Raw genomic sequence first — 23,978 nt, 5'->3', positions numbered from 1 at the left:
GGGTGACGTGGCTGACTGCGACAGCGCTCCATTACTATGACCTTCCCGATTGGACCCGGGCCTTCGCCGGGGCGGCATAGTTGTTGGCGGAGGCGGACCTACCGGCTTGTTCCGGAGTTCACTCCGCGGCTAGGCAGTCGACATGACAGGGCGCCTGACCGTTCGCCGGTGGTTGCCGGACCGAGTTCGGCCTAACGGAGAGACTGTGTGAGCGACCTTCCACCCGACGTCGAAACCAGCGCCGTTTCCCAAGACCCATCCAGCGCAAAGGCCGATCGCCCCCGCGGCAAACCCGGCCAGCGCGACCTCACCACCGGCCACATCGGCCGCACGCTACTCGCGTTCGCGCTCCCGACGCTCGGCTCGAACATCCTCCAGTCGCTCAACGGCTCGATCAACGCGATCTGGGTCGGCCGCTACCTCGGCGAAGGCGCACTCGCGGCCACCTCGAACGCCAACATCATCATGTTCCTCACCTTCGGCGCCGTGTTCGGCTTCGGTATGGCGGCGACGATCCTGGTCGGCCAGAGCTTCGGCCGTCACGATCTGGAGGGCGCACGCCGGGCGTTCGGCTCCGCGGTCGGCCTGGTCCTCGGCGGCGCGATCGTGATCGCTGCGCTCGGCTGGGTGTTCGCGCCCGAGATCCTGCATCTGCTCGCCACCCCCGGCGACGCCATGCCGCTCGCGCTCGCGTATCTGCGGGTGATCTTCCTCGGGCTGCCCGCGTCGATGATGATGGTGCTGCTGATGATGGGCTTACGCGGCACCGGCGATTCGATGACGCCGCTCTGGTTCATGCTGCTCAGCGCGATCCTCGACAGCGGGCTCAATCCGTTGCTGATCGCCGGCATCGGACCGTTGCCGCAGATGGGCATCGCCGGCTCGGCGATGGCGACGCTGGTCGCGAGCCATGTCTCGCTGCTCGGGCTGATCGTCTATATCTACAGGCGCGACCTGCCGCTGAGGCTGCGCGGCAACGAACTCCGCTACCTCATCCCCGAGCGCGCACTGACCGGCACGATCGTCCGAAAAGGCCTGCCGATGGGCGCGCAGATGCTCGTCATGTCGACCGCCGGCCTCGCGATGGTGGGGCTGGTCAACCGGCTCGGTGTCGATACCGCGGCGGCCTATGCCGTGTCGCAGCAGCTGTGGACGTATATCCAGATGCCTGCGCTCGCGATCGGCGCGGCGGTCAGTTCGATGGCGGCGCAGAATATCGGCGCGGGGCGCTGGGACCGGGTCGGCGACATCACGAAATACGGCCTACTCTTTAATATCGCGCTGACCGGTGCGATGGTCGGCGTGGTTATCCTTTTCGATCAACCCGTGATGACGCTGTTCATCGGTGGCGCGAGCCCCGCGCTGCCGATCGCGCGGCATATCCAGCTGATCGCGAGCTGGAACTTCATCCTGTTCGGCATGACGATGGTGCTGTTCTCGACCGTCCGCGCGAACGGCGCAGTGATCGCGCCGCTGATCGCGCTGATTGTCGCGCTGTATCCGGTGCGGATCGGCTTCGCGCTGCTGGCGAAACCGTGGCTGGGGGCGGATGCGCTGTGGTGGAGTTTTCCGCTCGGGTCGCTTGCAACGCTGGCGATCGCGGTTGGGTATTACCGCTATGGGAATTGGCGGAAGGGCGCGCTGGTCGTGCCGGACGATAGCGAGGAACAGGCGCACGGGATGAGCGAGCCGGGTGGGCGGTTGCAGCCCACGGGGTAAGGCGCTCGTATTAAGCTACCACCCCGGCGAAGGCCGGGGCCCAATTGGGGGACGACGCTAACTAGGGGGCAGCCCTTCGTTACTACGACCTTTCCAATTGGACCCCGGCCTTCGCCGGGGTGGTGCGCGTAACGAGAGCTATTGAGGAGTGCCTACCGCAACCGTTTCACGAACGAACGTCCACCTTCCCGGCGCTCATGCTGGAAGTTCGGGATCGTCTCGATCAGGTCCGACAGCCGGTTGAACCCGTAATTCCGCGCATCGAAGCTCGACCGGTTCCCCGCAAGCTGGCCGAGTTCGGCGACGCTGGCATACCCCTTCTCGTCGCGCTTCACCGCATTGTAGGCGTCGATCAGGAGCTTGATCACCTGCTCATCGATCGGCTGCGCCGTCTTCGGCCGAGCGACCGGCGCGGGCGTAGCGAGCTTCTCGCCAGCCACCGGAGCAGGAGCGGGCACCTGCATCGGCTGCGACGTCTCGTTCAGCGCTCCCACGTCGATAAACCGTGTGCAAGCCTGGCGGAAACCCTCCGGCGTGCGGCTCGTCCCGAAGCCATACACGGGAATCCCGTCCTGCCGGATGCGCGTCGCGAGCGGCATGAAATCGCTGTCCGACGACATGATGCCGAAGCCGTCGATGCGCCCGCGGAACAGCAGGTCCATCGCGTCGATCGTCATCTTCATGTCGGTCGCGTTCTTGCCCTTGGTCAAGTCGAACTGCTGCTGCGGCTCGATGCCGTGCTTGATCGACATGTCGCTCCACGCCTTCAGCGCGGGCTTGGACCAGTTGCCATAGACCCGCCGGACGTTGACTGTGCCGAGCTCGGCGAGGACGGTCAGCACCGGGTCGAGGGTCGCCGCGGACGCATTGTCCGCGTCGATGAGAAGGGCGATGTTGCGTGTTGTCGTATCGATCATGCGCCCAAGGTTACGCGCGCGAGCGGCCTGCGTCCACGCTCCAGACACCGCCACCGGCCGCGGCGAGGTACAGGAACACGAAGCAGTAGAGCACCGCTGCTTCGCCGCCATTGGCGATCGGGAAGGGGCCCTTCGGCATGTGCGCCATGAAATACGCGACCGCGGACATGCCCGACAGCACGAACGCGACAGGCCGCGTGAACAGGCCAATGATCAGCAGGCCGCCGCCGACGACTTCGAGACCGCCCGCGGCGTACAGCAACGGGTTCATCGGCATCGGGAAGGGGGGCAGGCCGAAGAATTTCGAGATGCCGTGGCTGAAGAACACCAGCGCGACGACGATGCGCATGACGCTGAGCAGGCGGCTGGACCAGGTAGCGGGTATCGGCATGGGGATTCCTCGGGTGTCGTTGCGTGGGCGAAACGTCACACGGGGGCGGCGCGAGGTCAATTCGCGTAGATCGAAACGGATCGTTGACGGGACGCGCTCTCACGATCCTCCCCCGCAAGGGGGAGGTGGCTGGCGCTTGCCAGACGGAGGGGGAGGTAAGGGGTGACCACTGTTGTGCGTCCGCCCCCTCCGTCACCTGCGGCGACACCTCCCCCTTGCGGGGGAGGATCGCGACGTTAGGGGTAGGCGATCGCCATCACCTCATATTCGCGCTCCCCAGCGGGAAGGTCCACGCGCCGCACGTCACCGATCGCAGCGCCGCGCAAGGCGCGTGCGAACGGCGAGTTCCAGCCGATCCGCCCGTTGCTCGCGTCGGTCTCGTCGTCGCCTACCAAAGTTAGGACCCGCTCGACGTCATTCTCGTCGGCAACCGACACGCACGCACCGAACCAGACGCGCGTGCGATCTTCCTGCGCAGCGGGATCGACGACCTTGGCCGCCTTCATCCGCTTCGACAGCCAGCCGAGCCGACGGTCGATCTCGCGCAGGCGCTTGCGGCCGTAGATATAGTCGCCGTTCTCGGACCGGTCGCCGTTGCCCGCCGCCCAGGAGATGACTTCGACCAGCTTGGGCCGTTCGCCAGCGAGCAGGTGCTCATATTCCTCGCGAAGAATCGTGTAGCCGGCGGGGGTGATGTAGTTGGGGCGATCCATGCGCTTGCCTACCATGTTCTCCCGCGAAGGCGGGAGCCCAGTCTGGGCTCCCGCCTTCGCGGGAGAACAATCTTATAAGGTAGTGAGACCTCAACCCGGCCGGTTCTTCCCCAGATACCACGACAACCGCGCCGCCCCCCGGCTCTTCGCCCGCGCGGGGTTCATCAGGTCATACACCACCGCGTTCTCCAGCACGCGTTGCACATAGTTGCGCGTCTCCTGGTACGGGATCGCCTCGACCCAATCGACCATGTCCACAGCCCCGGTCCGCGGATCGCCGTTCGCGCGGAGCCATTTGTTCACGTTGCCGCCGCCGGCATTATACGCCGCTACTGCCAGCGGATAACTGCCGTAATTGGCGTAAACCCGTTGGAAATAGCTCGATCCCAGCATGATCGACATGTTCGGATCGGTCGTCAGCGCCGCCTGGTTGTACGCGAGGCCAATCTTCCCCGACTGCTCGCGTGCGGTCGCCGGCATCAGCTGCATCAGCCCGCGCGCGCCGGCGTGGCTCACCGCGGCGCGATCGAACTGGCTCTCCTGCCGCGAGATCGCGTGGATGATCGTCCAGTTGTCCTCATACCCGGCAGGCACCGCGACCATCGGAAAGCCGACCGCGGAATAATCGCTGAGCCCGTTCGAAAGCGCACTCCGCCCGACCATCACGCCGAGATCGGGGCGGTTGATCGTCTTGGAGAGTTCGGCGGCGAGCAGGTGATCGGTATCGCTCGTCGCATCCGCGGCAATCTGGCGCACGAACGCGGTCTGGTCCTGCCAGTCGCCGATCTGCCCGAGGAACTTCACCGCGCGCACAACTTCGCGCCGGTCGAACGCCGCGCGCGTCGCCGGATCGATCGCCACCGAAGCAACTGAAGGCGGCGCAACCAGAGCCCGGCCGGTGCGCTCGTTCGCCAACTGCCCGTAATATTGATCGCGGTACCCAGCCGCCTGGCCGTAGAACGCCGCCGCCTGCGGGGCCAACCCCGCCGCCTCCGCCGCACGGCCCGCCCAGTAATAGCCCTTCGACCGCACCTGCGGCGAGCGCGATCCCCGCGCGTACCGGTCGAACAGCGTCATCGCGTCCGCCGGTCGTGCGAGCTGCTTCATCGCCATGCGCCCGCCGAGCCAGGCGAGGTTGGTATATTCGTCGCGCTCGGCATAGGATTTCGCCGCGATGTCCGCGCCATACGGATACGCATCGTCGATCTGCCGCGCGATATCGTAGGCGGTCTGGTATTGCCCATCGTTCGCCGCGCCGTTCGCGTTGGTGACGAGCACCTCGTACCATTCCGCCGCATTGCCCGGCCGCGTCACCAGCGATCGCGGCCGCGCCAGCCACGCGCGGGCGGATGGGCTTGCCCCCGAATTACGCAACCACTGCGCCCGGTCCGCGACATAGCCCGCATCGTTCGCATACAGGGTCTGCGTCGCAGACGAGATATCCGACGCGTTCGGCGCATTCGTCCGAAACGCCAGCCGCGCCTCGAAAATCGGCCGGCGTGCCGGGCTCGTCCAAGCCAGTTGCCGCTGCGCGGTGCCGGTCTGGCCCGCCCACAACAGCGCATCCATCCGCGCATCTTGGTCGTCCGGCGTCAGCGCACCCGGAAAGCCCGACAGCACCATAGACTCGTCGGTCGGCGTCAGGCCGCTGCTCCGCCAAGCCGTCCGCACCGCCGCATAAGCCTGATCCCGCGCGCCTGTAGCCTGCAAAGCCCGCGCATACGCGACACCGCCCGACGCGGACTGTGGCGGGTAACGACGGAAGAACGCGACGACGCTCATCGGCGATCCGGTCGCCGCCTTGCGCTCCGCCGCACGGCGGTTGGCCGTCTCGTTAGGCCAACCCGGATGCGCCATCAGGAAGCCCGCATAGCTGTCGAACGGCAGCGCATCGGTCTGCTGCAACGCCCGCCACTGCGCGATGGTGGAGGCGATCGCGCCATCCGTCGCCATCGGCTGCGCATTGGGGCCCATGTTGGCCAGTTGCGTGCTGTAGCGATCCAGCGTCTGCTGCCCGCCTCCCGACGCGGCGACCGTCCCCGCCACGACTGCAAGGAGAAGGCTCGTTTTAAACATCGATGCTACCATGTGGACAGCATACGCCCCGAACCCGTATCTGTCCTGAACGAAATCCGGATTTTGCAAGACATCCGGCGCAACAGGACCGCAGGCCACCGCATGTTTTCAGGATCTATTCCGGCGCTCGTCACGCCGTTCGCCGCCGATGGCAGCTTCGACGAAGCTGCGTATCGCGACTTCATCGAATGGCAGATCGGCGAGGGCTCGTCGGGTCTGGTCGCGTGCGGGACGACCGGCGAAGCGGCGACCCTGTCGTACGACGAGCATTTCCACGTCGTCCGCGTGTGCGTCGACCAGGCGAAGGGCCGCGTGCCTGTCATCGCCGGCGCGGGCTCGAACGATACGCGCGTCGCGTCCGCCAATTTGCGCGCCGCTAAAGAGGCCGGTGCAGACGCGGCGCTGATGGTCCCGCCCTATTACAACCGGCCGGGGCAGGAGGGCATCTTCCGCCATTTCGAGGCGCTGGCGACGTCGACCCCGCTGCCGATCATCCTCTACAACGTCCCCGCGCGCACGGTGACGGACATCCAGCCGGCCACGCTCGCGCGGATCGTCGCGGCGTTCCCGGACGTGTTCGTCGGCGTGAAGGATGCGAGCGGCGTCCTCGCCCGCGTTTCTCAGCACCGCGCGGCATGCGGCCCGGATTTCTGCCAGCTGTCGGGCAATGACGACCTCGCGCTGGCGTTCAACGTCATGGGCGGCACCGGCTGCATCTCGGTAAGCGCCAACGTCGCGCCGAAGCTATGCGCTGAGTTCCAGGCGGCATGCCAGGCCGGCGATTTCGTCAAGGCACTGGCGTATCAGGATCAGCTCTATCCGTTGCACGAAGCGCTGTTCACCGACGCCTCGCCGGGCCCGGTGAAGTACGCGATGACCAAGGTGCGGGCGGGCTTCCCCGAGACGCTCCGCTTGCCGATGACCCCCGCGGGCGACGCGTCGCGCGCTGCCGTCGACGCTGCCTTGGCGCATGCCGGCCTGGCCTGAACCCCCTGCGTGTTCTCCTGCAAAAGCAGGAGCCCAGGATCGAGAGGACCGCCGCGTGTAACCCTGGACTCCTGCGTTCGCAGGAGAACGGCGTTTGTTTGCGCGAATAACACCCCACCGCTTCCCCTAAGCCCTCCGACCTCCTACATCGCGCGTCCCATGGCACGTCCCAAACCCCCGACCTTCGAGAAGACCAAGATCGTCGCCGAGAACCGGCGCGCGCGGTATGATTATTACATCGAGCAGGTGTTCGAGGCGGGCATCGCGCTCACCGGCACCGAAGTGAAGGCGCTGCGCGGCGGCGAGGGATCGATCGCCGAGGCCTATGCCGAGGTGAAGGGCAAGAACGTCGTCCTGGTGAATTCGAACATCCCCGAATTCAGCCACGGCAACCGCTTCAACCACGAGCCCAAGCGCCCGCGCAAATTGCTGCTCCACGAGCGCGAGATCAACAAGATGTTCGGTGCGGTCGCGCGCCAGGGCATGACGCTCGTGCCGCTGATGATCTACTTCAATTCGAAGGGCCGCGCGAAGATCGAACTGGCGCTCGCCAAGGGCAAGCAGAACCACGACAAGCGCGATTCGGTGAAGGAACAGGACTGGAAGCGCGAGCAGGGCCGGATCATGCGGGATCGCGGATAGCCTGTGTCGAAGGCGCCGGGCAGTATCTTCGGGCGCCTCGCGGCGTGGTCGCATCGCAACTTGCCGACCCGCGAATCGATGGAGCGGAACCGTCTTCTCCGTCCGGTCGCGCACCGCGTCCTCGCGCCCGAGCTCTGGCGTTTCACCCGTCGTTCCGTTCCGCGCGGTGTCGCGCTCGGGATGGTCGCGGGCATCCTTATCCCGGTCGCGCAAACCCCGGTCGCTGCGATCTTCGCGCTGCCGTTCCGCGCCAACGTGCCGACCGCGGCGCTGACCACCTTCATCACCAACCCGCTGACCACGCCGCCGCTCTGGATCGCCGCCTATTGGATCGGCTCGTCGTTGTTGCGGCTCGATGCGCATGTCCCAGGCCAGCCCGTCGCGGACGCCGCGGCGCGCACCGAATGGATTCCGTGGCTGATGCAGGCGGGACCCGCCACGGCGCTCGGCCTGCTGGTCATCACGGTCGTCTGTTCGGTCGGCGGCTATGCGCTTAGCGCGCTCGGCTGGCGGTTGTGGATCGCGCGCAAGTGGCGCAATCGCCACGACAATCGCGGATCGTAACAATCGTCACTAATATTGACCTACCCGAATTGACGGACCGTCCTATCGGCGTAGAACACACCGCATCCTGAAGATCTTTCTCCGAGGTTCTTGATGCGTAAGTCGATTGTTACCGTGATCCTGCTCGCGTCCGCCGCATCGGCTTTCGCGCACACGCAAACGGGGCCGAACACCCCGTCGCCGACCCTCGCCAAGGCTGCCAAGGGTCCCGTCGCCGCCAAGGACGCCAACAAGCCGCAGATCGGCGATTTCGGCTTCGACATGGCGGGCCGCGATACCAGCGTGACGCCGGGCACCGACTTCTTCGATTACGCGAACGGCGGCTGGGTGAAGACCACGCCGATCCCCGCAGATCGCTCGTCCTACGGCATGTTCCACGTCCTCCAGGACCTGTCGCTCGAACGCACCCGCACGATCCTCGACGTCTCCGCCAAGACGCCCGGCGACAAGGTCGGCGATTTCTACTCCAGCTTCATGGACGAGGCCGCGGTCAACGCGAAGGGCGCCACGCCCGTCAAGCCGATGCTCGCCGCGCTGAAGGCGACCAAGGACAAGACCGCGCTCGTCACCGAGATCGCCAAGCTCCAGCGCATGGGCGTCGGTGGCCTCGTCGGCGTCGGCGTGCAGCAGGACGACAAGGACCCGACCACCTACGTCGTCAGCCTCGGCCAGAGCGGCATCGGTCTCCCCGACCGTGATTATTACCTCAAGGACGACGCCAAGCTCGCAACGATCCGCACCGCGTACGAGGCGTATCTCACGCGGATGCTGACGCTCGCCGGCGAGCCCAACGCCGCCGCCCGCGCCGCCGCCGTCTTCAACATGGAGAAGGGCCTCGCGACCGCGCACTGGACGCGGATCGAGAGCCGCGACGCCGACAAGACCTATAACAAATGGACCGCCGCCGACTTCGCCGCGAAGGCGCCGGGCTTCCCCTGGGCGCAGTACATGACCGCGATGGGCGTCACCGGTCGTCCGTTCTACCTCGTCGCGCAGCCGAGCGCGGTGACCGGCGAGGCGAAGGTCTTCGCTGACACGCCCATCAACGTCCTGCAGGACTATGCGATGCTCAAGGTGCTGCGCTCGTACGCGCCGTATCTCTCGAGCGATTTCGACAAGACCAACTTCGCGTTCTACGGCACCACGCTGTCCGGCACGCCCGAGCAGCAGGTCCGCTGGAAGCGCGGCGTCTCGACCGTGTCGGGCGCGATGGGCGAGGCGATCGGCCAGCAATATGTCGCGAAGTATTTCCCGCCCGCGTCGAAGGCCGCGGCCGACGACCTCGTGAAGAACGTCATCGCCGCGATGGGCGAGCGTCTAAGAAACCTCGAATGGATGGCGCCCGAGACCAAGACCAAGGCGCTTGCCAAGCTAGCCGCCTTCACCCCGAAGATCGGCTATCCGGACAAATGGCGCGATTATTCCGCGCTCCAGATCCAGCGCGGCGATCTCGTCGGTAACGTCGCGCGCGCCAACGCGTTCGAATATGATCGCGACCTCAAGAAGCTCGGCCAGCCGATCGATCGGGCTGAGTGGTTCATGACGCCGATGACGATCAACGCCTATGCCAATCCGACGATGAACGAGGTCGTCTTCCCGGCCGCGATCCTCCAGCCGCCGTTCTTCGATCCGAAGGCGGACCCGGCGGTCAATTACGGCGGCATCGGCGCGGTGATCGGCCACGAGATCAGCCACCACTTCGACGACCAAGGCCGCAAATACGACCTCAACGGCAAGCTCACCGACTGGTGGACTCCGCAGGACGTCGCGCGTTTCAAGGTGTTCACCGATGCGCTCGTGAAGCAGTACGACGCATACGAACCGCTCCCCGGCCAACATATCCAGGGCGGCCTGACCCTCGGCGAGAACATCGCCGATCTGGCCGGCCTGACCGTCGCCTACGACGCGTACCACAAGTCGCTCGGCGGCAAGAAGGCGCCGATCATCGACGGCACGACCGGCGACCAGCGCTTCTATTACGGCTGGGCCGGCGTCTGGCGCACCAAGTTCCGCGACGCCGCGCTCCAGCAGACGTTGCTGTCCGACCCGCACTCGCCGGGCCACCAGCGCGTCCTGACGGTCCGCAACCTCGACCCCTGGTACGCCGCATTCGGCGCCAAGCCGGGCGAGGCCAGCTACCTCGCCCCCGCCAATCGCGTCCGCATCTGGTAACCCGACCTCCTACCGTTCTCCCGCGGATGCGGGAGCCCAGGGTCACGAGAGACACCGTGTGTGACCCTGGGCCCCTGCTTCCGCAGGGGAACGGAATCTTGTTTGACTAAGCTTCTCCCGGAGAACCCCATGAAGTCGTTCATCGTCGCCGGCCTACTCGCCGCAACCGCCATCACCGGCGTCACCGCCGCCATCTCGCAAACCTCCGAACCCACATCCGCCCCGACCGGCGCGCAATACGGCAGCTTCGGCTTCGACGAGAAGGGCATGGACAAGACCGTCCAGCCCGGCGACGACTTCTACACCTTCGCCAACGGCAATTGGGCAAAGACCAACCCGATCCCCGCGGACAAGTCGAACTACGGCTCGTTCAATCTCCTCTCCGACCTCTCCGAGACGCGCACCCGCGGCATCCTCGACACCGCCGCGAAGGACCCGAACTCGAAGATCGGCCGCGCCTATGCGACCTTCCTCGACACCGGCACCATCGAAGGCAAGGGCCTCGCCCCGATCAAGCCCTGGCTCGGCAAGATCGCCGCGCTGAACGACCGCGCCGGCTATCCCGCCCTCCTCGCCGAAGCGGACCGCGCCGGGATCGGCGGCCCGTTCGGCGGCGGCGTCGGCCAGGATGACAAGCTCCCTGAGCAATACGCGCTCTCGCTAGGCCAGTCCGGCCTCGGCCTCCCCGACCGCGATTACTACCTCAGCACCGACCCGAAACTGGTCGAGGCGCGCAACGCCTACCGCGCGCACATCGTCAAGATGCTGGGCCTCGCCGGCGAACCCAATGCCGAAGCCCGCGCTACCGCATTGCTCGCGTTCGAAACCGAGATCGCCAAGGTCAGCTGGACCCGAGTCGACAGCCGCGACGCCACCAAGACCTACAACAAGATGACCGTCGCCGATCTCGCCAAGCGCGCGCCCGGCTTCGATTTCGCAGCGTATTTCAAGGGCATCGGCACGCCCGTCCCGACCGTCATCGTCGCGCAGCCCTCCGCGATCACCGGCATCGCCAAGCTCGTTGCGACCGCGCCGATCGGCGTGCTCAAGGACCAGCTGATCCTGCGCTCGCTCGACGGCTATGCCGACGTCCTCCCCAAGGCGTTCGACGCCGAGCAGTTCGCGTTCTACGGCACCGTCCTCGGCGGCACGCCCGAGCAGGAAGCCCGCTGGAAGCGCGGCGTCCAGTTCACTTCCGGCGCGCTCGACGACGAGGTCAGCAAGCTCTACGTCGCGCAGTATTTCCCGCCCGAGACCAAGGCCGCGGCCGACAAGCTCGTCAAGAACGTCCTCGCGGCGATGGGCCGCCGGATCGACAAGCTCGAATGGATGGCGCCCGAGACCAAGGTCAAGGCGCACGCCAAGCTCGCCGCCTTCACCCCGAAGATCGGCTATCCGAGCCAGTGGAAGGATTTCTCCGGACTGACGATCACGTCCGGCGATGCGTTCGGCAACGAATGGCGCGCGAACGAATGGCAGCATCAGGATAATATTTCGAAGCTCGGCAAGCCTTTGCAGCGCTGGGAATGGGGCATGACGCCGATGACGGTCAACGCCTACGCCAATTTCGGCATGGTCGAGATCGTCTTCCCCGCCGCAATCCTGCAACCGCCGTTCTTCGATCCGAAGGCCGACGACGCAGTCAATTACGGCGGCATCGGCGCGGTGATCGGCCACGAGCTGAGCCATCATTTCGACGACCAGGGCTCGAAATACGATGCAAAGGGCCAGCTCACCGACTGGTGGACAGCCAAGGACATCGCGGGCTTCAAGGCGCTCACCGGCAAGCTCGGCGCGCAATATGACGCGTACGAGCCGCTCCCCGGCATGCACGTGAAGGGCCAGCTCACGATGGGCGAGAACATCGCCGACCTCGCGGGTCTGACGGTGGCCTACGACGCCTACCACACCGCGCTCGGCGGCAAGACCGCGCCCGTCCTCGACGGGTTCACCGGCGACCAGCGCTTCTATCTCGGTTGGGCGCAGGTCTGGCGCCGGAACTACCGCGAAGCCAACCTTCGTAACCGCTTGCTGACCGATCCTCACTCGCCGTCGCAGCAGCGCGCGTGGGTCGTGCGGAACCTCGACCCCTGGTACGCGGCGTACAAGCCCACGCCCGGGCAGAAGCTGTATTTGACGCCGGAGCAGCGCGTCCGGATCTGGTAAAGGACGGATCGCACACTTCTGGTTCCCCCGCGGAGGCGGGGGCCCAGGAATCACAAACACCAACACCCGTAACCCTGGACCCCCGCCTCCGCGGGGGAACGGCAGGGGCGATGTGATTGTGACCGAGCTATCATAGCGGCCACCCCGGCGAAGGCCGGGGCCCAATTGGGGGACGGTTCTGACGATGGACGGCGCTTCGTTACTACCACCTTTCCAATTGGGCCCCGGCGTTCGCCGGGGTGGTGCCGTTTCTAGAAGCGGCGGGATCAGAGTTAGCGTCACCCCCATCACACGCATCGCTTGACGCCCAACCCCGCTTAAGCGGATGACGTCGCCGATGGCATCGCTCGCTTTACCCACCCCCGCCCGCAACGCAGCATTCGTCGCCATAGCCTCGGGCGTAGCCGCCGCCGCGATCGTGCTCCTGCTCGTCGGCAGCTGGATCGCCGCCGCCGGGTTCTTCGCCGCCGCCGTCATCGTCATCGGCGCGCTGATCGCGTGGCGCCTGCTCAACCCCGTCGCCCGGGACGCGCCGCGCCCGGTCGACTGGGACCTCACGCGCACCGTCGCCGAAGCCGGCACCGACGCCCTCGCAATCACCGACCGCGCCGGGCGCCTGGTTTGCGCGAACGACGCCTACGAAGCGCTGTTCGAAGGCTTCCCGACGCCCCCCGTCCTCCCGCTCGACGAAGCCGGCAACGCAGCGCTCGCCGACGCCGGCCGCTCCGCCTGGCGCGACGGCACCGCGCAGGTCGAGCGCCTCAACGCCCGCGGCGTCTGCCTGTCCGCACAGATCGCGCGCGCCGGCGACGATGCCGACATGCTTGTCTGGCGCTTCGTCACCGCGCAGGAACACGACCTCGCCGAAACGCTCGCTGCGCTGCTGACGGGCCCGACCGGAGACCGGCTCGGCAGCAGCGGCATCATGGCCGCGTTGCTCTCGCCCGACGGCCGCGTCCGCACCGCCAACCGCGTACTCCGAGCGCGTGCGTGCGGCGACGAATACGATACGATCGAAGGCCGCGACTTCGCCCGCTTCCTCATCACCGACAGCCGCGGCCTCGTCCGGTTCGAGCGCGAAGGCCTCGAAGGCACGCCACTCCGCGTCCTCCAGATCCCGTTCCTCGACGGCGACGACGCCCCCGTGCTGGTCGCGCTGCTCGACGAGGAGGAGAACGCCCCCGCGCTCGGTGCCAGCGCCTCCGCGCACGTCCGCAGCCTGGTCAGCATGATGCCGTTCGGGATGGCGCTGGTCGATCGCGACGGCCGCTTCCTGCAGATGAACGACTCGTTCCTGCGCGCGGCAGGCGTCAATTCGGTCGCGCCACCGCTCTATCCGGGCGACCTCGTCGTCCGCGAGGACAAGGCCGCGGTCGCCGACGCGATTCGCAAGTTCGCGAACGGCGCGACGCATTCCGCCGACATGGCCGTCCGCCTCAAGGACCACCCCGACGAGCCTGTCGCGCTCACCATCGCCGGCGCGCGCGGGCTCGGCGACGCCGCCGTCCTGCTCAGCCTCAAGGACAATAGCGAGGAAAGCCGCCTCAAGCGCGAGGTGGCGCAGGCCACTAAGATGCAGGCGGTCGGCCAGCTCGCGGGCGGCGTCGCGCATGATTTCAATAACATCCTGACCGCGATCATCGGTCACTGCGACCTGATGCTGATGCGCCATTCGCCGGGCGACAGCGATTACGACGACATCCAGCAGGTCCGCACCAACTCGAACCGTGCCGCCAGCCTGACCCGCCAGCTGCTCGCCTTTTCGCGCCAGCAGACGCTCCGCCCACAGATCCTCCAGCTCCCCGACGTCGTGTCGGAGGTCTCCAACCTGCTCAAGCGGTTGATGGGCGAGAACGTCCGCCTCGATATGACGCACGGCCGCAATCTGGGGCCCGTCCGCGCCGATCCCGGCCAGCTCGAGCAAGTCGTCGTCAACCTCGCGGTCAACGCGCGCGACGCGATCGTCTCGGCGAACGTGCGCGGCGGCGGCGTGCTGACGATCACGACACGCGCCGTCCCCGCGTCCGAAGTGCGCGAGATGGCATCCGACATCCTGCCCGTCGCCGACTATACCGCGCTGATCGTCCAGGACACCGGCACCGGCATCCCGCCCGACGTGCTCCCCAAGATCTTCGAGCCGTTCTTCACCACCAAAGAATTCGGCAAGGGCACCGGGCTCGGCCTCTCGACCGTCTACGGCATCGTCAAACAGTCCGGCGGCTACATCTTCGCCGACAGCAAGCCGGGGCAGGGCGCGACCTTCTCGATGTACTTGCCGGTCCATTCGGCCCCCGCCGCGACCCGCCCTGTGGTCATCAAGCCGACGCCGAAGCCGGTCGACCTGTGGGGCACGGGCACGATCCTGCTGGTCGAGGACGAGGACATGGTCCGCGCCGTCGCCGAGCGCGCGCTCACGCGGCAGGGCTATACGGTGCTCACGGCCGAAAACGGCGAGATCGCGCTGGAAGTGCTGGAGAAACACGGTTGTCCCGACCTGCTGATCAGCGACGTCGTGATGCCGCAGATGGATGGCCCGACGATGGTGCGGCATGCGCGCGAGAAATTCCCCGACCTGCCGATCCTGTTCATGTCGGGCTATGCCGAGGAGCAGTTGCGCAAGTCGATCGATCTCGACAATGTTGCGTTCCTGCCGAAACCCTTCTCGGTCCAGGAACTCGCCGAAGCGGCACGAGACGTGCTGGCGACGCGCCGAGCCTAAACCGGGCTGACCCGAACAAGATGTTGGCAAGTCGTAACAATCCCGACTATGCGCATGACATGACCGCTCCCCAGCAGATTCTGATCGTCGAAGACGAACCGTTGATCGCCATGATGCTCGAGGATTTTCTCGAAGTGCTGGACAAGGGTGTGGCGGGCTCCGTCGACACCGTCGCCGACGCGCTCAAGCGGATCGAAGAGGGCGGCGTCGATGGCGCGATCCTCGACGTGAACCTGCGCGGCGGCGAGAAGAGCACCGCGGTCGCCGAGGCACTGGCGGCAAAGGGCGTCCCCTTCGTCTTCGCTACCGGCGGCGGCGATGATGGTGTCGCGCCAGAGTTCCGCGACCGCCCACGGTTGCAAAAGCCCTTCACGATGGACGGCGTCGCGAAGGCCCTCGAAGGCCTCTGATTTCCTCTCTCACCAGGAGAGGGAAGGGGCCCGCCGCAAAGCGGTGGGAAGGGTGAGCGCCAAGCTGCGCAAATATACGTGCGGGAGTCTGGCACAGACATTTCGCGCTTAAGACGCCCCCGGCGAAGGCCGGGGTCCAATTGGGGGACGGCAGTAACGACGGTCGGTCGTCAGTCACCATGGCCTTTCCAATTGGACCCCGGCCTTCGCCGGGGAGGTGACCGGTTTCGGTCTCATCCAAAACACTGCGCCGCATCCAGGCGCAAAAATCAACGCAACTCTCTTGCGCAAATACCCCCTCCCGCGACATAGGCGTTCGCCATGACCCGCACATTCGATAAATCGCGCCTGCCGAGCCGCCACGTCTCCGTCGGCCCGGAGCGCGCTCCGCACCGCAGCTATTACTACGCGATGGGCCTCGACGAGGAGCAGATCGCGCGGCCGTTCGTCGCGCTCGCATCCGCCGGCAACAACTCCGCGCCCTGCAACACCACGCTCGACGCACAGGCCGATGCCGCGCAGGCCGGCGTCATCCAGGGCGGCGGCATGCCGCGCCGCTTCAACACGATCACCGTCACCGATGGCATCGCGATGGGCCATCAGGGCATGAAGGCCTCGCTGGTCAGCCGCGAAGTTATCGCCGACTCGGTCGAACTCTCGGTCCGCGGCCATTGCTACGATGCGCTGGTCGGGTTCGCCGGCTGCGACAAATCCTTGCCCGGCATGATGATGGCGATGCTCCGCCTCAATATCCCGTCGGTATTCGTCTATGGCGGCTCGATCCTGCCCGGCCGGTATCAAGACCGCGACGTCACCGTCGTCGACGTGTTCGAGATCGTCGGCAAATACGCCGCAGGCGCGTGCCCGCTCTCCGAAGTCCACGCAATCGAGAAGGTGGCTTGTCCTGGCCACGGCGCGTGCGGTGGCCAGTATACCGCGAACACGATGGCCTGCGTCGCGGAAGCGATCGGTTTGTCGATCCCGAACAGCAACATGGTGCCGGCTCCTTACACCACGCGCGAACAGATCGCGGTCGCCGCCGGTGCGCAGGTGATGGACTGCCTCGCCGACAACATCCGCCCGCGCGACATCTGCACGCGCGAGGCGTTCATCAACGCCGCGCGCGTCGTCGCCGCGACTGGCGGCTCGACCAACGCCGCGCTGCATCTCCCCGCGATGGCGTCCGAAGCCGGGATCGAATTCGACCTGTTCGACGTCGCCGAGATCTTCAAGACAACGCCGTACATCGCGGACCTCAAACCCGGTGGTAAGTACGTCGCCAAGGACATGTACGAGGCCGGCGGCGTCTACATGCTGATGAAGACGATGCTCGCCGGCGGATTCCTCAACGGCGATTGCCTGACGGTGACCGGCAAATCGCTCGGCGAGAACATCGACCAAGTGACGTGGAACCCCGATCAGAAGGTCATCTACGACATCACGACCCCGCTGACCCCGACTGGCGGCGTCGTCGGCCTGCGCGGCAGTCTCGCCCCCGACGGCGCGATCGTGAAGGTCGCCGGCATGCACCGCCTCCAGTTCTCGGGCCCGGCGCGCGTGTTCGATTGCGAGGAGGACACTTTCGCCGCGGTCGAGAACCGCGCAATCAACGAAGGCGAAGTCATCGTCATCCGCTACGAAGGCCCCAAGGGCGGCCCCGGCATGCGCGAGATGCTGTCGACCACCGCCGCGCTCTACGGTCTCGGCATGGGCGAGAGCGTCGCACTGATCACCGACGGCCGCTTCTCGGGCGGTACGCGCGGCTTCTGCATCGGCCATGTCGGTCCCGAAGCGGCGGACGGCGGCCCGATCGCACTGGTCGAGAATGGCGACATCATCCACATCGATGCCGAGGCCGGCACGATCGACCTCGACGTTCCCGAGGACGTGATGGCGGAGCGCCGCGCCGCGTGGGTGCCGCGCACCAACGATTACGGCTCGGGCGCACTCTGGCGCTATGCGAAGACCGTCGGCCCCGCGTACAAGGGTGCCGTCACGCACCCTGGAGCGGCAGCCGAAACCCATGTCTACGCGGATATCTAAGCAAACACTGGCGGTTGCCGCGCTTCTCTCGCTCCCGCTCTCAGCGTGCGGGCGGGGGCAGCCGAGCAGCGAACAGGTCGCGGCAAAGCAGCGCACCGAAACCGCTGGGGACAGCCGCATCGCCTGTGCACAGGGTGGAGCCGCGTTCGCGTCGACCTGCACGATCGAGCAGGCGCAGGGCGAGAACGGCCTGATCCTGACGATCCGCCATCCCGACGGAGCCTTCCGCCGGTTGCTGGTAACGCAGGACGGCCGCGGCGTGATAGCCGCGGACGGCGCCGAGGTCGCGAAGGTCACGATCACGGGCACGGACGGCATCGAGGTCGCGCTCGGCGGCAACCGCTACCGCCTCCCGGCCACCGTCAAGGGTACGACGAACCCCTCATGATCGGCATCGAAGGCCAGCCGGTCCTCACAGCCGCCGAAATGCGCGCGGCGGAAGATGCGATGATCGCCACCGGCGTATCGGTCGAAACCTTGATGAACCGCGCCGGCACCGCGATCGCTGAGGTAGTCCGCCGGCTCGCGGGTACGAAAGAAGTCCTGATCCTTTGCGGCCCCGGCAACAACGGCGGCGACGGCTATGTCGCAGCCCGTGTGCTGGCCGAACTGGGCGTCGCGGTAAGGGTTGCGGCGCTGTCGGAGCCCAAGACGGATGCGGCGAAGGCGGCGAAGGCGGCGAGGGCAGGGTGGCTAGGCCCGGTCGAAACGCTGGCGGAGGCAAAGCCCGCCCCGATCCTCGTAGACGCGCTGTTCGGCACCGGCCTGACACGGCCGCTCGACGCCAGTACAACACCGACCCCCAACCGTTCCCCCGCGGACGCGGGGGCCCAGCTAAATCCCAAGGGCTCATCTAGCGGCCTATCCTGGGCCCCCGCGTCCGCGGGGGAACGGTCTGTGGTCGAGTGTCTACACTCCCTCGCGAACGCCGCGCAGCTCAGCATCGCTGTCGACCTGCCCAGTGGCCTCGCCACCGACTCCGGCAAGGCGCTCAGCACGCCGCCCGTCTTCAACCTCACCCTCGCGCTCGGCGCCGTAAAGCCAGCGCACCTTCTCCAACCCGCCGCGCGCTATTGCGGCCAGATTCGCCTGCTCGACATCGGCGTCCCTATGCTCAGCCAAGCCGAAGTCCTCAAGGCCCCAAGCCTCCCAGCCCCCGGCCCGGACTCACACAAATATACGAGAGGCATGGTCGCGATCATCGCCGGCACCATGTCCGGCGCCGCCGACCTCGCAGCACTCGCCGCGATGCGCGCCGGCGCCGGCTACGTGACCCTGCTCGGCGACAGCCAAGGCCCCCCGCACGCACTCGTCCGCACGCCGTTATCCGATCACGCGCTGGCCAACGATCGTATCGGTGCGCTCGTGATCGGTCCCGGCCTCGGTCGCGACGATATCGCCAAGGCCCGCCTCGACGCCGCGCTGACCTCGGGCCACCCGCTGATCATAGACGGCGACGCGCTCCGCCTGCTCGACCCCGAGCGGATCAAGGCCCTGAAGGCCCCCGTCATCCTCACACCGCACGCGGGGGAGTTCGACGCGCTCTTCGGCAAATCCGACACCGACAAGATTACCCGAGCCCGCGACGCCGCCGCCCGCGCCAACGCGATCGTCGTCTTCAAGGGCGCCGACACCGTCATCGCCGCCCCCGACGGCCGCGTCCGCATCGGGCAGGGCGCCAGCGACTGGCTTTCCACCGCCGGCACCGGCGACGTCCTCGCCGGCGCGATCGGCGCGATGCTCGCTGCGAAGCTCGATCCGTTCGACGCAGCCGCCGCCGGAGTGTGGCTCCACGGTGACGCTGCCCGCCGATTGGGGCCCGCGTTCATCGCCGACGACTTGGCGGAAGCGCTCCGGTCCGCCAGAGCATCGCTATGACCTCTGAAACGAATATCGACACGATCGTCCGCGTCGCAGCCCGCGGCGACGGTATGACCGCCGACGGACGCCACGCCGCCTTCTCGGCACCCGGCGACACGCTCGCCGCCGACGGCACCGTGATCCCCGGCCCGCACCACCAGACTCCCCCCTGCGTGCATTTCCCGACCTGCGGCGGCTGCCAGCTCCAGCATCTCGACGACCAGGCCTATGCCGAGTTCGTCACCGACCGCATCGCCTCCGCGCTCGACGGCCAGGACCTGTCCGCCCCGATCCGCCCCCCGCACATCTCCCCCGAACGCAGCCGCCGCCGCGCGACGCTCCACGCCGAGGCCAAGGGCGGCAAGATCACGCTCGGCTTCACCGCGGAGAAGGCGCACACGATCGTCGACATCAAGGAATGCTGGATCCTCGATCCGCGCCTGTTCGCGCTCGTCCAGCCCTTGCGCCAACTGCTCAAGCGCCTCAACTTCCGCCGCCGCGCGGACATCCACCTGACGCTCGCCGACCAGGGCGCGGACATCCTGATCACCGGGTTCGCCCCCGAAGGCCTGCCCGCCGCCGAAGCGCTCACCAAATTCTGCGAAGACCACAAGATCGCCCGCGTGGCGTTCGACGACGGCCTTGGCCCCGAGACTCGCTGGGAACCCGACGCGGTCACGATCACCTTGGGCGGCGTCCCCGTACCGCTGCCGCCCGCATCGTTCCTCCAGGCCACTCCCGATGGCGAGGCCGCACTCACCGCCGCCGTCCTGGAGGCGATCGGCAAGCCCGCGACGGTCGCCGACCTGTTCGCCGGGCTCGGCACCTTCACGCTCGCGATTCCTGCAAAGGTCTATGCGGCCGAAGGCGCGCGCGACGCGCTCGGCTCGCTAAAGGCCGCCGCGCACCGCACCCAGCGCCCGGTCTACCCGGAACACCGCGATCTCTATCGCCGCCCGCTGACGGTGGCCGAACTCGATCGCTTCGATGCGGTGGTGATCGATCCGCCCCGCTCCGGCGCGCGCGAACAGGCGACTGCGCTGGCGGAGTGCAAGACGCCGGTGATCGCCTATGTCTCGTGCAATCCGGCGAGCTTCGCGCGAGATGCCAAGGAGCTGTGTGACGCCGGCTGGCGGATCGACTGGGTCCAGCCGGTCGGCCAGTTCCGCTGGTCGACGCATGTCGAGCTAGCCGCGAAGTTCATCCGCTAAGCCCGTGTTCCCCCGCGAAGGCGGGGGCCCAGTCTGGCCCCCCGCCTTCGCGGGGGAACAAGCTTGTCAGGGGTAGACGGCACTCACGAAGAACAAGCCATCGGGCGGCGCGTTCAGCCCCAGCATCGCCCGGTCCTTCGCCGCGAGCGCAGCCGCAACATCGCCAACCGCCCAACGTCCCATACCCACCAGCGCCAGGCACCCGACCATCGACCGCACCTGGTGATGCAGGAAAGACCGCGCCGCCGCATAGACGAACAAGCGCTCCCCCTCGCGCACCACCTCCAGTCGGTCCAAAGTTCGCACCGGACTATCCGCCTGGCAATGCGCCGACCGAAACGTCGTGAAGTCATGCCGCCCAACGAGCGCCCCGGCCGCCGCCGCCATCGCGTCCGCATCCAGCAACTGCGGCACCTGCCAGGCCAGCCCCGCCTCGAACGTCAGCGGCGAGCGCCGGTTGACGATCCGGTACTCGTACGACCGCCCGACACACGAAAACCGCGCATGCCAATCGTCGTCGACCACCTCGCACGCCAGCACCGATACCGGCGCCGGCTTCACCAGCGCGTTCAACCCCTCCATCAACCGAAACGCCGCGAGCGGTTTCGCGATGTCGACATGCGCGCGCATCGCCATCCCGTGGACGCCCGCATCGGTCCGCCCCGCGGCCTGTACCGACGCCGTCTCGCCGGTCATCTTGAGCACCGCCGCCTCCAGCGCCGCCTGCACGCTCGGCCCATGCTTCTGCCGCTGCCAGCCCATGAACGGCCGCCCGTCGAACTCCACCGTCAACGCGAACCGCGTCAAAGCTGCGTCCCCGAGCGAATCGAAAACCCGCGCAGCATTTCCTCCGCCGAGGTGACGCCGCGCCCCGCGCGCTGCACCAGGGTCGGCCGGATCGCCCCATCGCCACACCCGATCGTCAGCTCGGCATTGACCGTCAGCCCCTCGCACCCAAGAAACGAGAACGGCAACACGTCCGCCGCCAGCACCTTCACCCGCTCGCTGGCAACCTCGAACCACGCCCCCGGCGCCGGATTCATCGCCCGCACCAGCCGCTCGACCTCGACCGCCGACCGCTCGAAATCGATCCGCGCCTCCGCCTTGTCGATCTTCGCAGCATAGGTGACGCCCTCCTCGGGCTGCGGCCGGGCAGGGTAGGCGTCCAGATCGCCCAGCACCTCGACCATCAGCCGCGCGCCCATTGCGGACAGCTCGGACGTCAGATCCCCCGCGGTCTTGCCGACGATCGGCGTCCGCCCCTCAAGCCGGACCGGCCCGGTATCCAGCCCGGCCTCCATCTGCATGATCCCGACGCCCGTCTCGGCATCGCCCGCGAGGATCGCCCGCTGCACCGGCGCCGCCCCGCGCCACCGCGGCAACAACGACCCATGCACGTTGAGACACCCCAACCGAGGCGCCTCCAGCACCGCGCGCGGCAGAATAAGACCATACGCCGCAACGACCGCCACATCCGCGTGCAAAGCCGCAAATGCCGCGCGAGCCTCCAGCCCCTCCGGCAAAGACGCCTTGAACGAAACCGGCGTTCGCACTTCGATGCCCAGCGCTTCCGCCCGAAACTGCACCGGCGAGGGCACCAACTCGCGCCCACGCCGCCCCCCTGGCCGGGCAGGCTGGCAATATGCCGCCGCCACGTCATGCCCCGCCGCGACGAGGGCCTCCAGCACCGGCACTGCGAAGTCCGGCGTTCCCATGAAGATGATCCGCATGGCCCTCTCGAACACGCTGGCGGGGAGCCGCGCAACCCCCTATCTGTTCCCTATGGCATCCCCCGAGATCGAGGCGCTGACGCAGGCGCTGGCCCGGCTCCCCGGCCTCGGCCCCCGGTCCGCACGTCGCGCCGTGCTGCATCTGCTCAAGAAGCGCGACGCGGCGCTGGGCCCGTTGCGCGAGGCACTGACCGCGGTCGACGAGCGGCTGGAGAACTGCTCGACCTGCGGCAACGTCGACACCACCAACCCGTGTGCGATCTGTGCCGACCCGCGCCGCGACCAGCGTTCGCTGTGCGTCGTCGAGGAAGTCGCTGATCTCTGGGCGCTCGATCGCTCGCGGCTGTTCCCCGGTCGCTTCCACGTGCTCGGCGGGCGGCTGTCCGCACTCGAAGGCATCCGCCCCGAGGATCTCAGCATCGACAGCCTCGTCCGCCGCATCGAAGCCGGCGGCATCGACGAAGTCGTCCTCGCGATGAACGCCACGCTCGAGGGCCAGACCACCGCGCACTACATCGCCGAGCGCATCGAACGCTTCCCCGTCCGCGTCACCCAACTCGCGCACGGCCTGCCGGTCGGCGGCGAGCTCGACTATCTCGACGAGGGCACGCTGGCGCAGGCACTAAGGGCCAGAAGGCCAATGGCTTGACGCCCATCGGCTTGACGTGATGCCCACGCGTACCTTAGCGGACGCGCTATGACCGTCATGACCGTTCTCGAAGTCCCCGATCCCCGCCTGCGCCTCGTCGCCGAGCCGGTGGAGACGATCGACGACTCCACCCGCACGCTCGTCGCCGACATGATCGAGACGATGTACGACTTCAACGGCATCGGCCTCGCCGCGACCCAGGTCGGCGTGCAGCAGCGAGTCCTCGTCATCGATCTCCAGGAGGAGAAGGATGAGGAGGACAAGCCGATCAAGAACCCCAAGGCGTACATCAACGCCGAGATCCTGTCGGTCAGCGACGAGGTCTCCACCTATAACGAGGGCTGCCTCTCGATCCCGGAGCAGTACGCCGAAGTCGCGCGCCCGGCGCGGTGCCGCGTGAAGTGGCTCGACGAGACTGGTGCTGCGCATGAGGAGGATTTCGACGGTCTGCTGTCGACCTGCATGCAGCACGAGATCGACCACCTCGATGGCGTGTTGTTCATCGATCACATCAGCCGGCTGAAGCGCGACATGGTGCTGAAGAAGCTGGCGAAGCAGCGCAAGCTGGGGTGAGAGGCGGGGGCGTCGCTGCTCTTTGTGCTGAGAGTGCGTCAGTGAAAGCGCGGCTTATTCACCCAACACGCAACCACCCCGGCGAAGGCCGGGGCCCAATTGGGGAACGTCGCCAACTGAGCGCAGTCCCTCGTTATTGAAACCTTTCCAATTGGACCCCGGCCTCCGCCGGGGTGGTGCTATTCGGCCAGGGTGTCGAAGCGCCCCCTTTCTAGTTCCCCCGCGAAGGCGGGGGCCCAGGATCACGAACACCACCGACAGTAACCCTGGACTCCCGCCCTCTCGGCAAAACAATATTCCGATTGTCCTACATCAGCCGTTCGACGTATGTTCCACGCATGACGTCCCCATTCGCCCCCCAAACCCGCCCGCTAACGCCCACATCTCCTCCCAAGGAAATGCTGCGCCAGCGTCTGCACTTCCTATACTTCACTCC

At 67.0% G+C, this 23,978-nt stretch carries 20 protein-coding genes; 14 read left to right on the top strand and 6 right to left on the bottom strand.

The annotated features are described in order from the left end of the window. The first annotated feature begins 207 nt into the window (after window positions 1–207). Entirely contained in the window at window positions 208–1,719 is a 1,512-nt protein-coding gene (locus IFR23_RS03225; protein ID WP_192974701.1) for an MATE family efflux transporter, read from the top strand. Between the two features lie 152 nt (window positions 1,720–1,871). Here the strand turns inward: IFR23_RS03225 and IFR23_RS03220 are convergent, their stop codons facing one another. The 4 genes from IFR23_RS03220 to IFR23_RS03205 form a co-directional block, all read right to left on the bottom strand. Beyond that, on the bottom strand, window positions 1,872–2,636 hold the full coding sequence (locus IFR23_RS03220; protein WP_192974700.1) for an NYN domain-containing protein: 765 nt from the start codon (window positions 2,634–2,636) through the stop codon (window positions 1,872–1,874). Window positions 2,637–2,646: 10 nt separating this feature from the next. Beyond that, complete coding sequence (locus IFR23_RS03215; protein ID WP_192974699.1) at window positions 2,647–3,027, bottom strand: DoxX family protein; 381 nt, start codon at window positions 3,025–3,027, stop codon at window positions 2,647–2,649. Between the two features lie 236 nt (window positions 3,028–3,263). After that, window positions 3,264–3,740 carry a transcription elongation factor GreB gene (gene greB, locus IFR23_RS03210; RefSeq protein ID WP_192974999.1) on the bottom strand — a complete coding sequence of 159 codons (477 nt, stop codon included), beginning with the start codon at window positions 3,738–3,740 and terminating at the stop codon, window positions 3,264–3,266. A 90-nt stretch (window positions 3,741–3,830) separates the two neighbouring features. Further along, complete coding sequence (locus IFR23_RS03205; protein ID WP_192974698.1) at window positions 3,831–5,828, bottom strand: lytic transglycosylase domain-containing protein; 1,998 nt, start codon at window positions 5,826–5,828, stop codon at window positions 3,831–3,833. 90 nt (window positions 5,829–5,918) lie between these two features. On the opposite strand from IFR23_RS03205, the gene dapA reads away from it, so the two are divergent. From dapA to IFR23_RS03150, 11 genes are all read left to right on the top strand, one after another. After that, a complete protein-coding gene (gene dapA, locus IFR23_RS03200) occupies window positions 5,919–6,803 on the top strand; it encodes a 4-hydroxy-tetrahydrodipicolinate synthase (RefSeq protein WP_192974697.1) in 885 nt (294 codons plus the stop codon). Window positions 6,804–6,962: 159 nt separating this feature from the next. Beyond that, entirely contained in the window at window positions 6,963–7,445 is a 483-nt protein-coding gene (gene smpB, locus IFR23_RS03195) for an SsrA-binding protein SmpB (RefSeq protein ID WP_055879372.1), read from the top strand. Between the two features lie 78 nt (window positions 7,446–7,523). Beyond that, a complete protein-coding gene (locus tag IFR23_RS03190) occupies window positions 7,524–8,009 on the top strand; it encodes a DUF2062 domain-containing protein (RefSeq protein ID WP_107963017.1) in 486 nt (161 codons plus the stop codon). 93 nt (window positions 8,010–8,102) lie between these two features. Beyond that, entirely contained in the window at window positions 8,103–10,181 is a 2,079-nt protein-coding gene (locus IFR23_RS03185; RefSeq protein ID WP_192974696.1) for a M13 family metallopeptidase, read from the top strand. A 129-nt stretch (window positions 10,182–10,310) separates the two neighbouring features. Further along, a complete protein-coding gene (locus tag IFR23_RS03180; protein ID WP_192974695.1) occupies window positions 10,311–12,347 on the top strand; it encodes a M13 family metallopeptidase in 2,037 nt (678 codons plus the stop codon). A gap of 337 nt (window positions 12,348–12,684) precedes the next feature. Continuing rightward, window positions 12,685–15,066: a hybrid sensor histidine kinase/response regulator gene (locus IFR23_RS03175; protein WP_192974694.1), complete on the top strand. Its 2,382-nt coding sequence runs from the start codon at window positions 12,685–12,687 to the stop codon at window positions 15,064–15,066. 59 nt (window positions 15,067–15,125) lie between these two features. Continuing rightward, window positions 15,126–15,476, top strand: coding sequence for a response regulator (locus tag IFR23_RS03170; RefSeq protein ID WP_093399563.1), 351 nt, complete (start codon window positions 15,126–15,128; stop codon window positions 15,474–15,476). Between the two features lie 321 nt (window positions 15,477–15,797). Continuing rightward, the gene (gene ilvD / locus IFR23_RS03165) at window positions 15,798–17,519 is read left to right on the top strand and encodes a dihydroxy-acid dehydratase (RefSeq protein WP_192974693.1); all 1,722 of its coding nucleotides are present in this window, start codon (window positions 15,798–15,800) and stop codon (window positions 17,517–17,519) included. Beyond that, window positions 17,500–17,907 (top strand): hypothetical protein, encoded by a 408-nt coding sequence (locus tag IFR23_RS03160; protein WP_192974692.1) that lies wholly within the window; start codon window positions 17,500–17,502, stop codon window positions 17,905–17,907. The genes ilvD and IFR23_RS03160 overlap by 20 nt, the downstream gene beginning before the upstream one ends. Continuing rightward, on the top strand, window positions 17,904–19,397 hold the full coding sequence (locus tag IFR23_RS03155) for an NAD(P)H-hydrate dehydratase (protein ID WP_192974691.1): 1,494 nt from the start codon (window positions 17,904–17,906) through the stop codon (window positions 19,395–19,397). Before IFR23_RS03160 ends, IFR23_RS03155 begins: the two co-directional genes overlap by 4 nt. Further along, complete coding sequence (locus IFR23_RS03150; protein WP_192974690.1) at window positions 19,394–20,590, top strand: class I SAM-dependent RNA methyltransferase; 1,197 nt, start codon at window positions 19,394–19,396, stop codon at window positions 20,588–20,590. Before IFR23_RS03155 ends, IFR23_RS03150 begins: the two co-directional genes overlap by 4 nt. 66 nt (window positions 20,591–20,656) lie before the next feature. Here IFR23_RS03150 and truA read toward each other — a convergent pair whose 3' ends face one another. Beyond that, window positions 20,657–21,397: a tRNA pseudouridine(38-40) synthase TruA gene (gene truA, locus IFR23_RS03145; protein ID WP_192974689.1), complete on the bottom strand. Its 741-nt coding sequence runs from the start codon at window positions 21,395–21,397 to the stop codon at window positions 20,657–20,659. Further along, window positions 21,394–22,320 (bottom strand): methionyl-tRNA formyltransferase, encoded by a 927-nt coding sequence (fmt, locus tag IFR23_RS03140; protein ID WP_192974688.1) that lies wholly within the window; start codon window positions 22,318–22,320, stop codon window positions 21,394–21,396. Before fmt ends, truA begins: the two co-directional genes overlap by 4 nt. Before the next feature lie 52 nt (window positions 22,321–22,372). On the opposite strand from fmt, the gene recR reads away from it, so the two are divergent. Together recR and def are read left to right on the top strand one after the other, a co-directional pair. Then, window positions 22,373–22,969 carry a recombination mediator RecR gene (gene recR, locus IFR23_RS03135; protein WP_056052820.1) on the top strand — a complete coding sequence of 199 codons (597 nt, stop codon included), beginning with the start codon at window positions 22,373–22,375 and terminating at the stop codon, window positions 22,967–22,969. A gap of 48 nt (window positions 22,970–23,017) precedes the next feature. After that, window positions 23,018–23,542 (top strand): peptide deformylase, encoded by a 525-nt coding sequence (gene def / locus IFR23_RS03130; protein ID WP_192974687.1) that lies wholly within the window; start codon window positions 23,018–23,020, stop codon window positions 23,540–23,542. Window positions 23,543–23,978: the final 436 nt, after the last annotated feature.

It is taken from the genome of Sphingomonas sp. CFBP 13603 (assembly GCF_014892665.1).
Classification (GTDB): domain Bacteria; phylum Pseudomonadota; class Alphaproteobacteria; order Sphingomonadales; family Sphingomonadaceae; genus Sphingomonas.
Note: the sequence above shows the minus strand (reverse complement) of the source record. Positions and strands in the feature narration are given on the sequence as shown.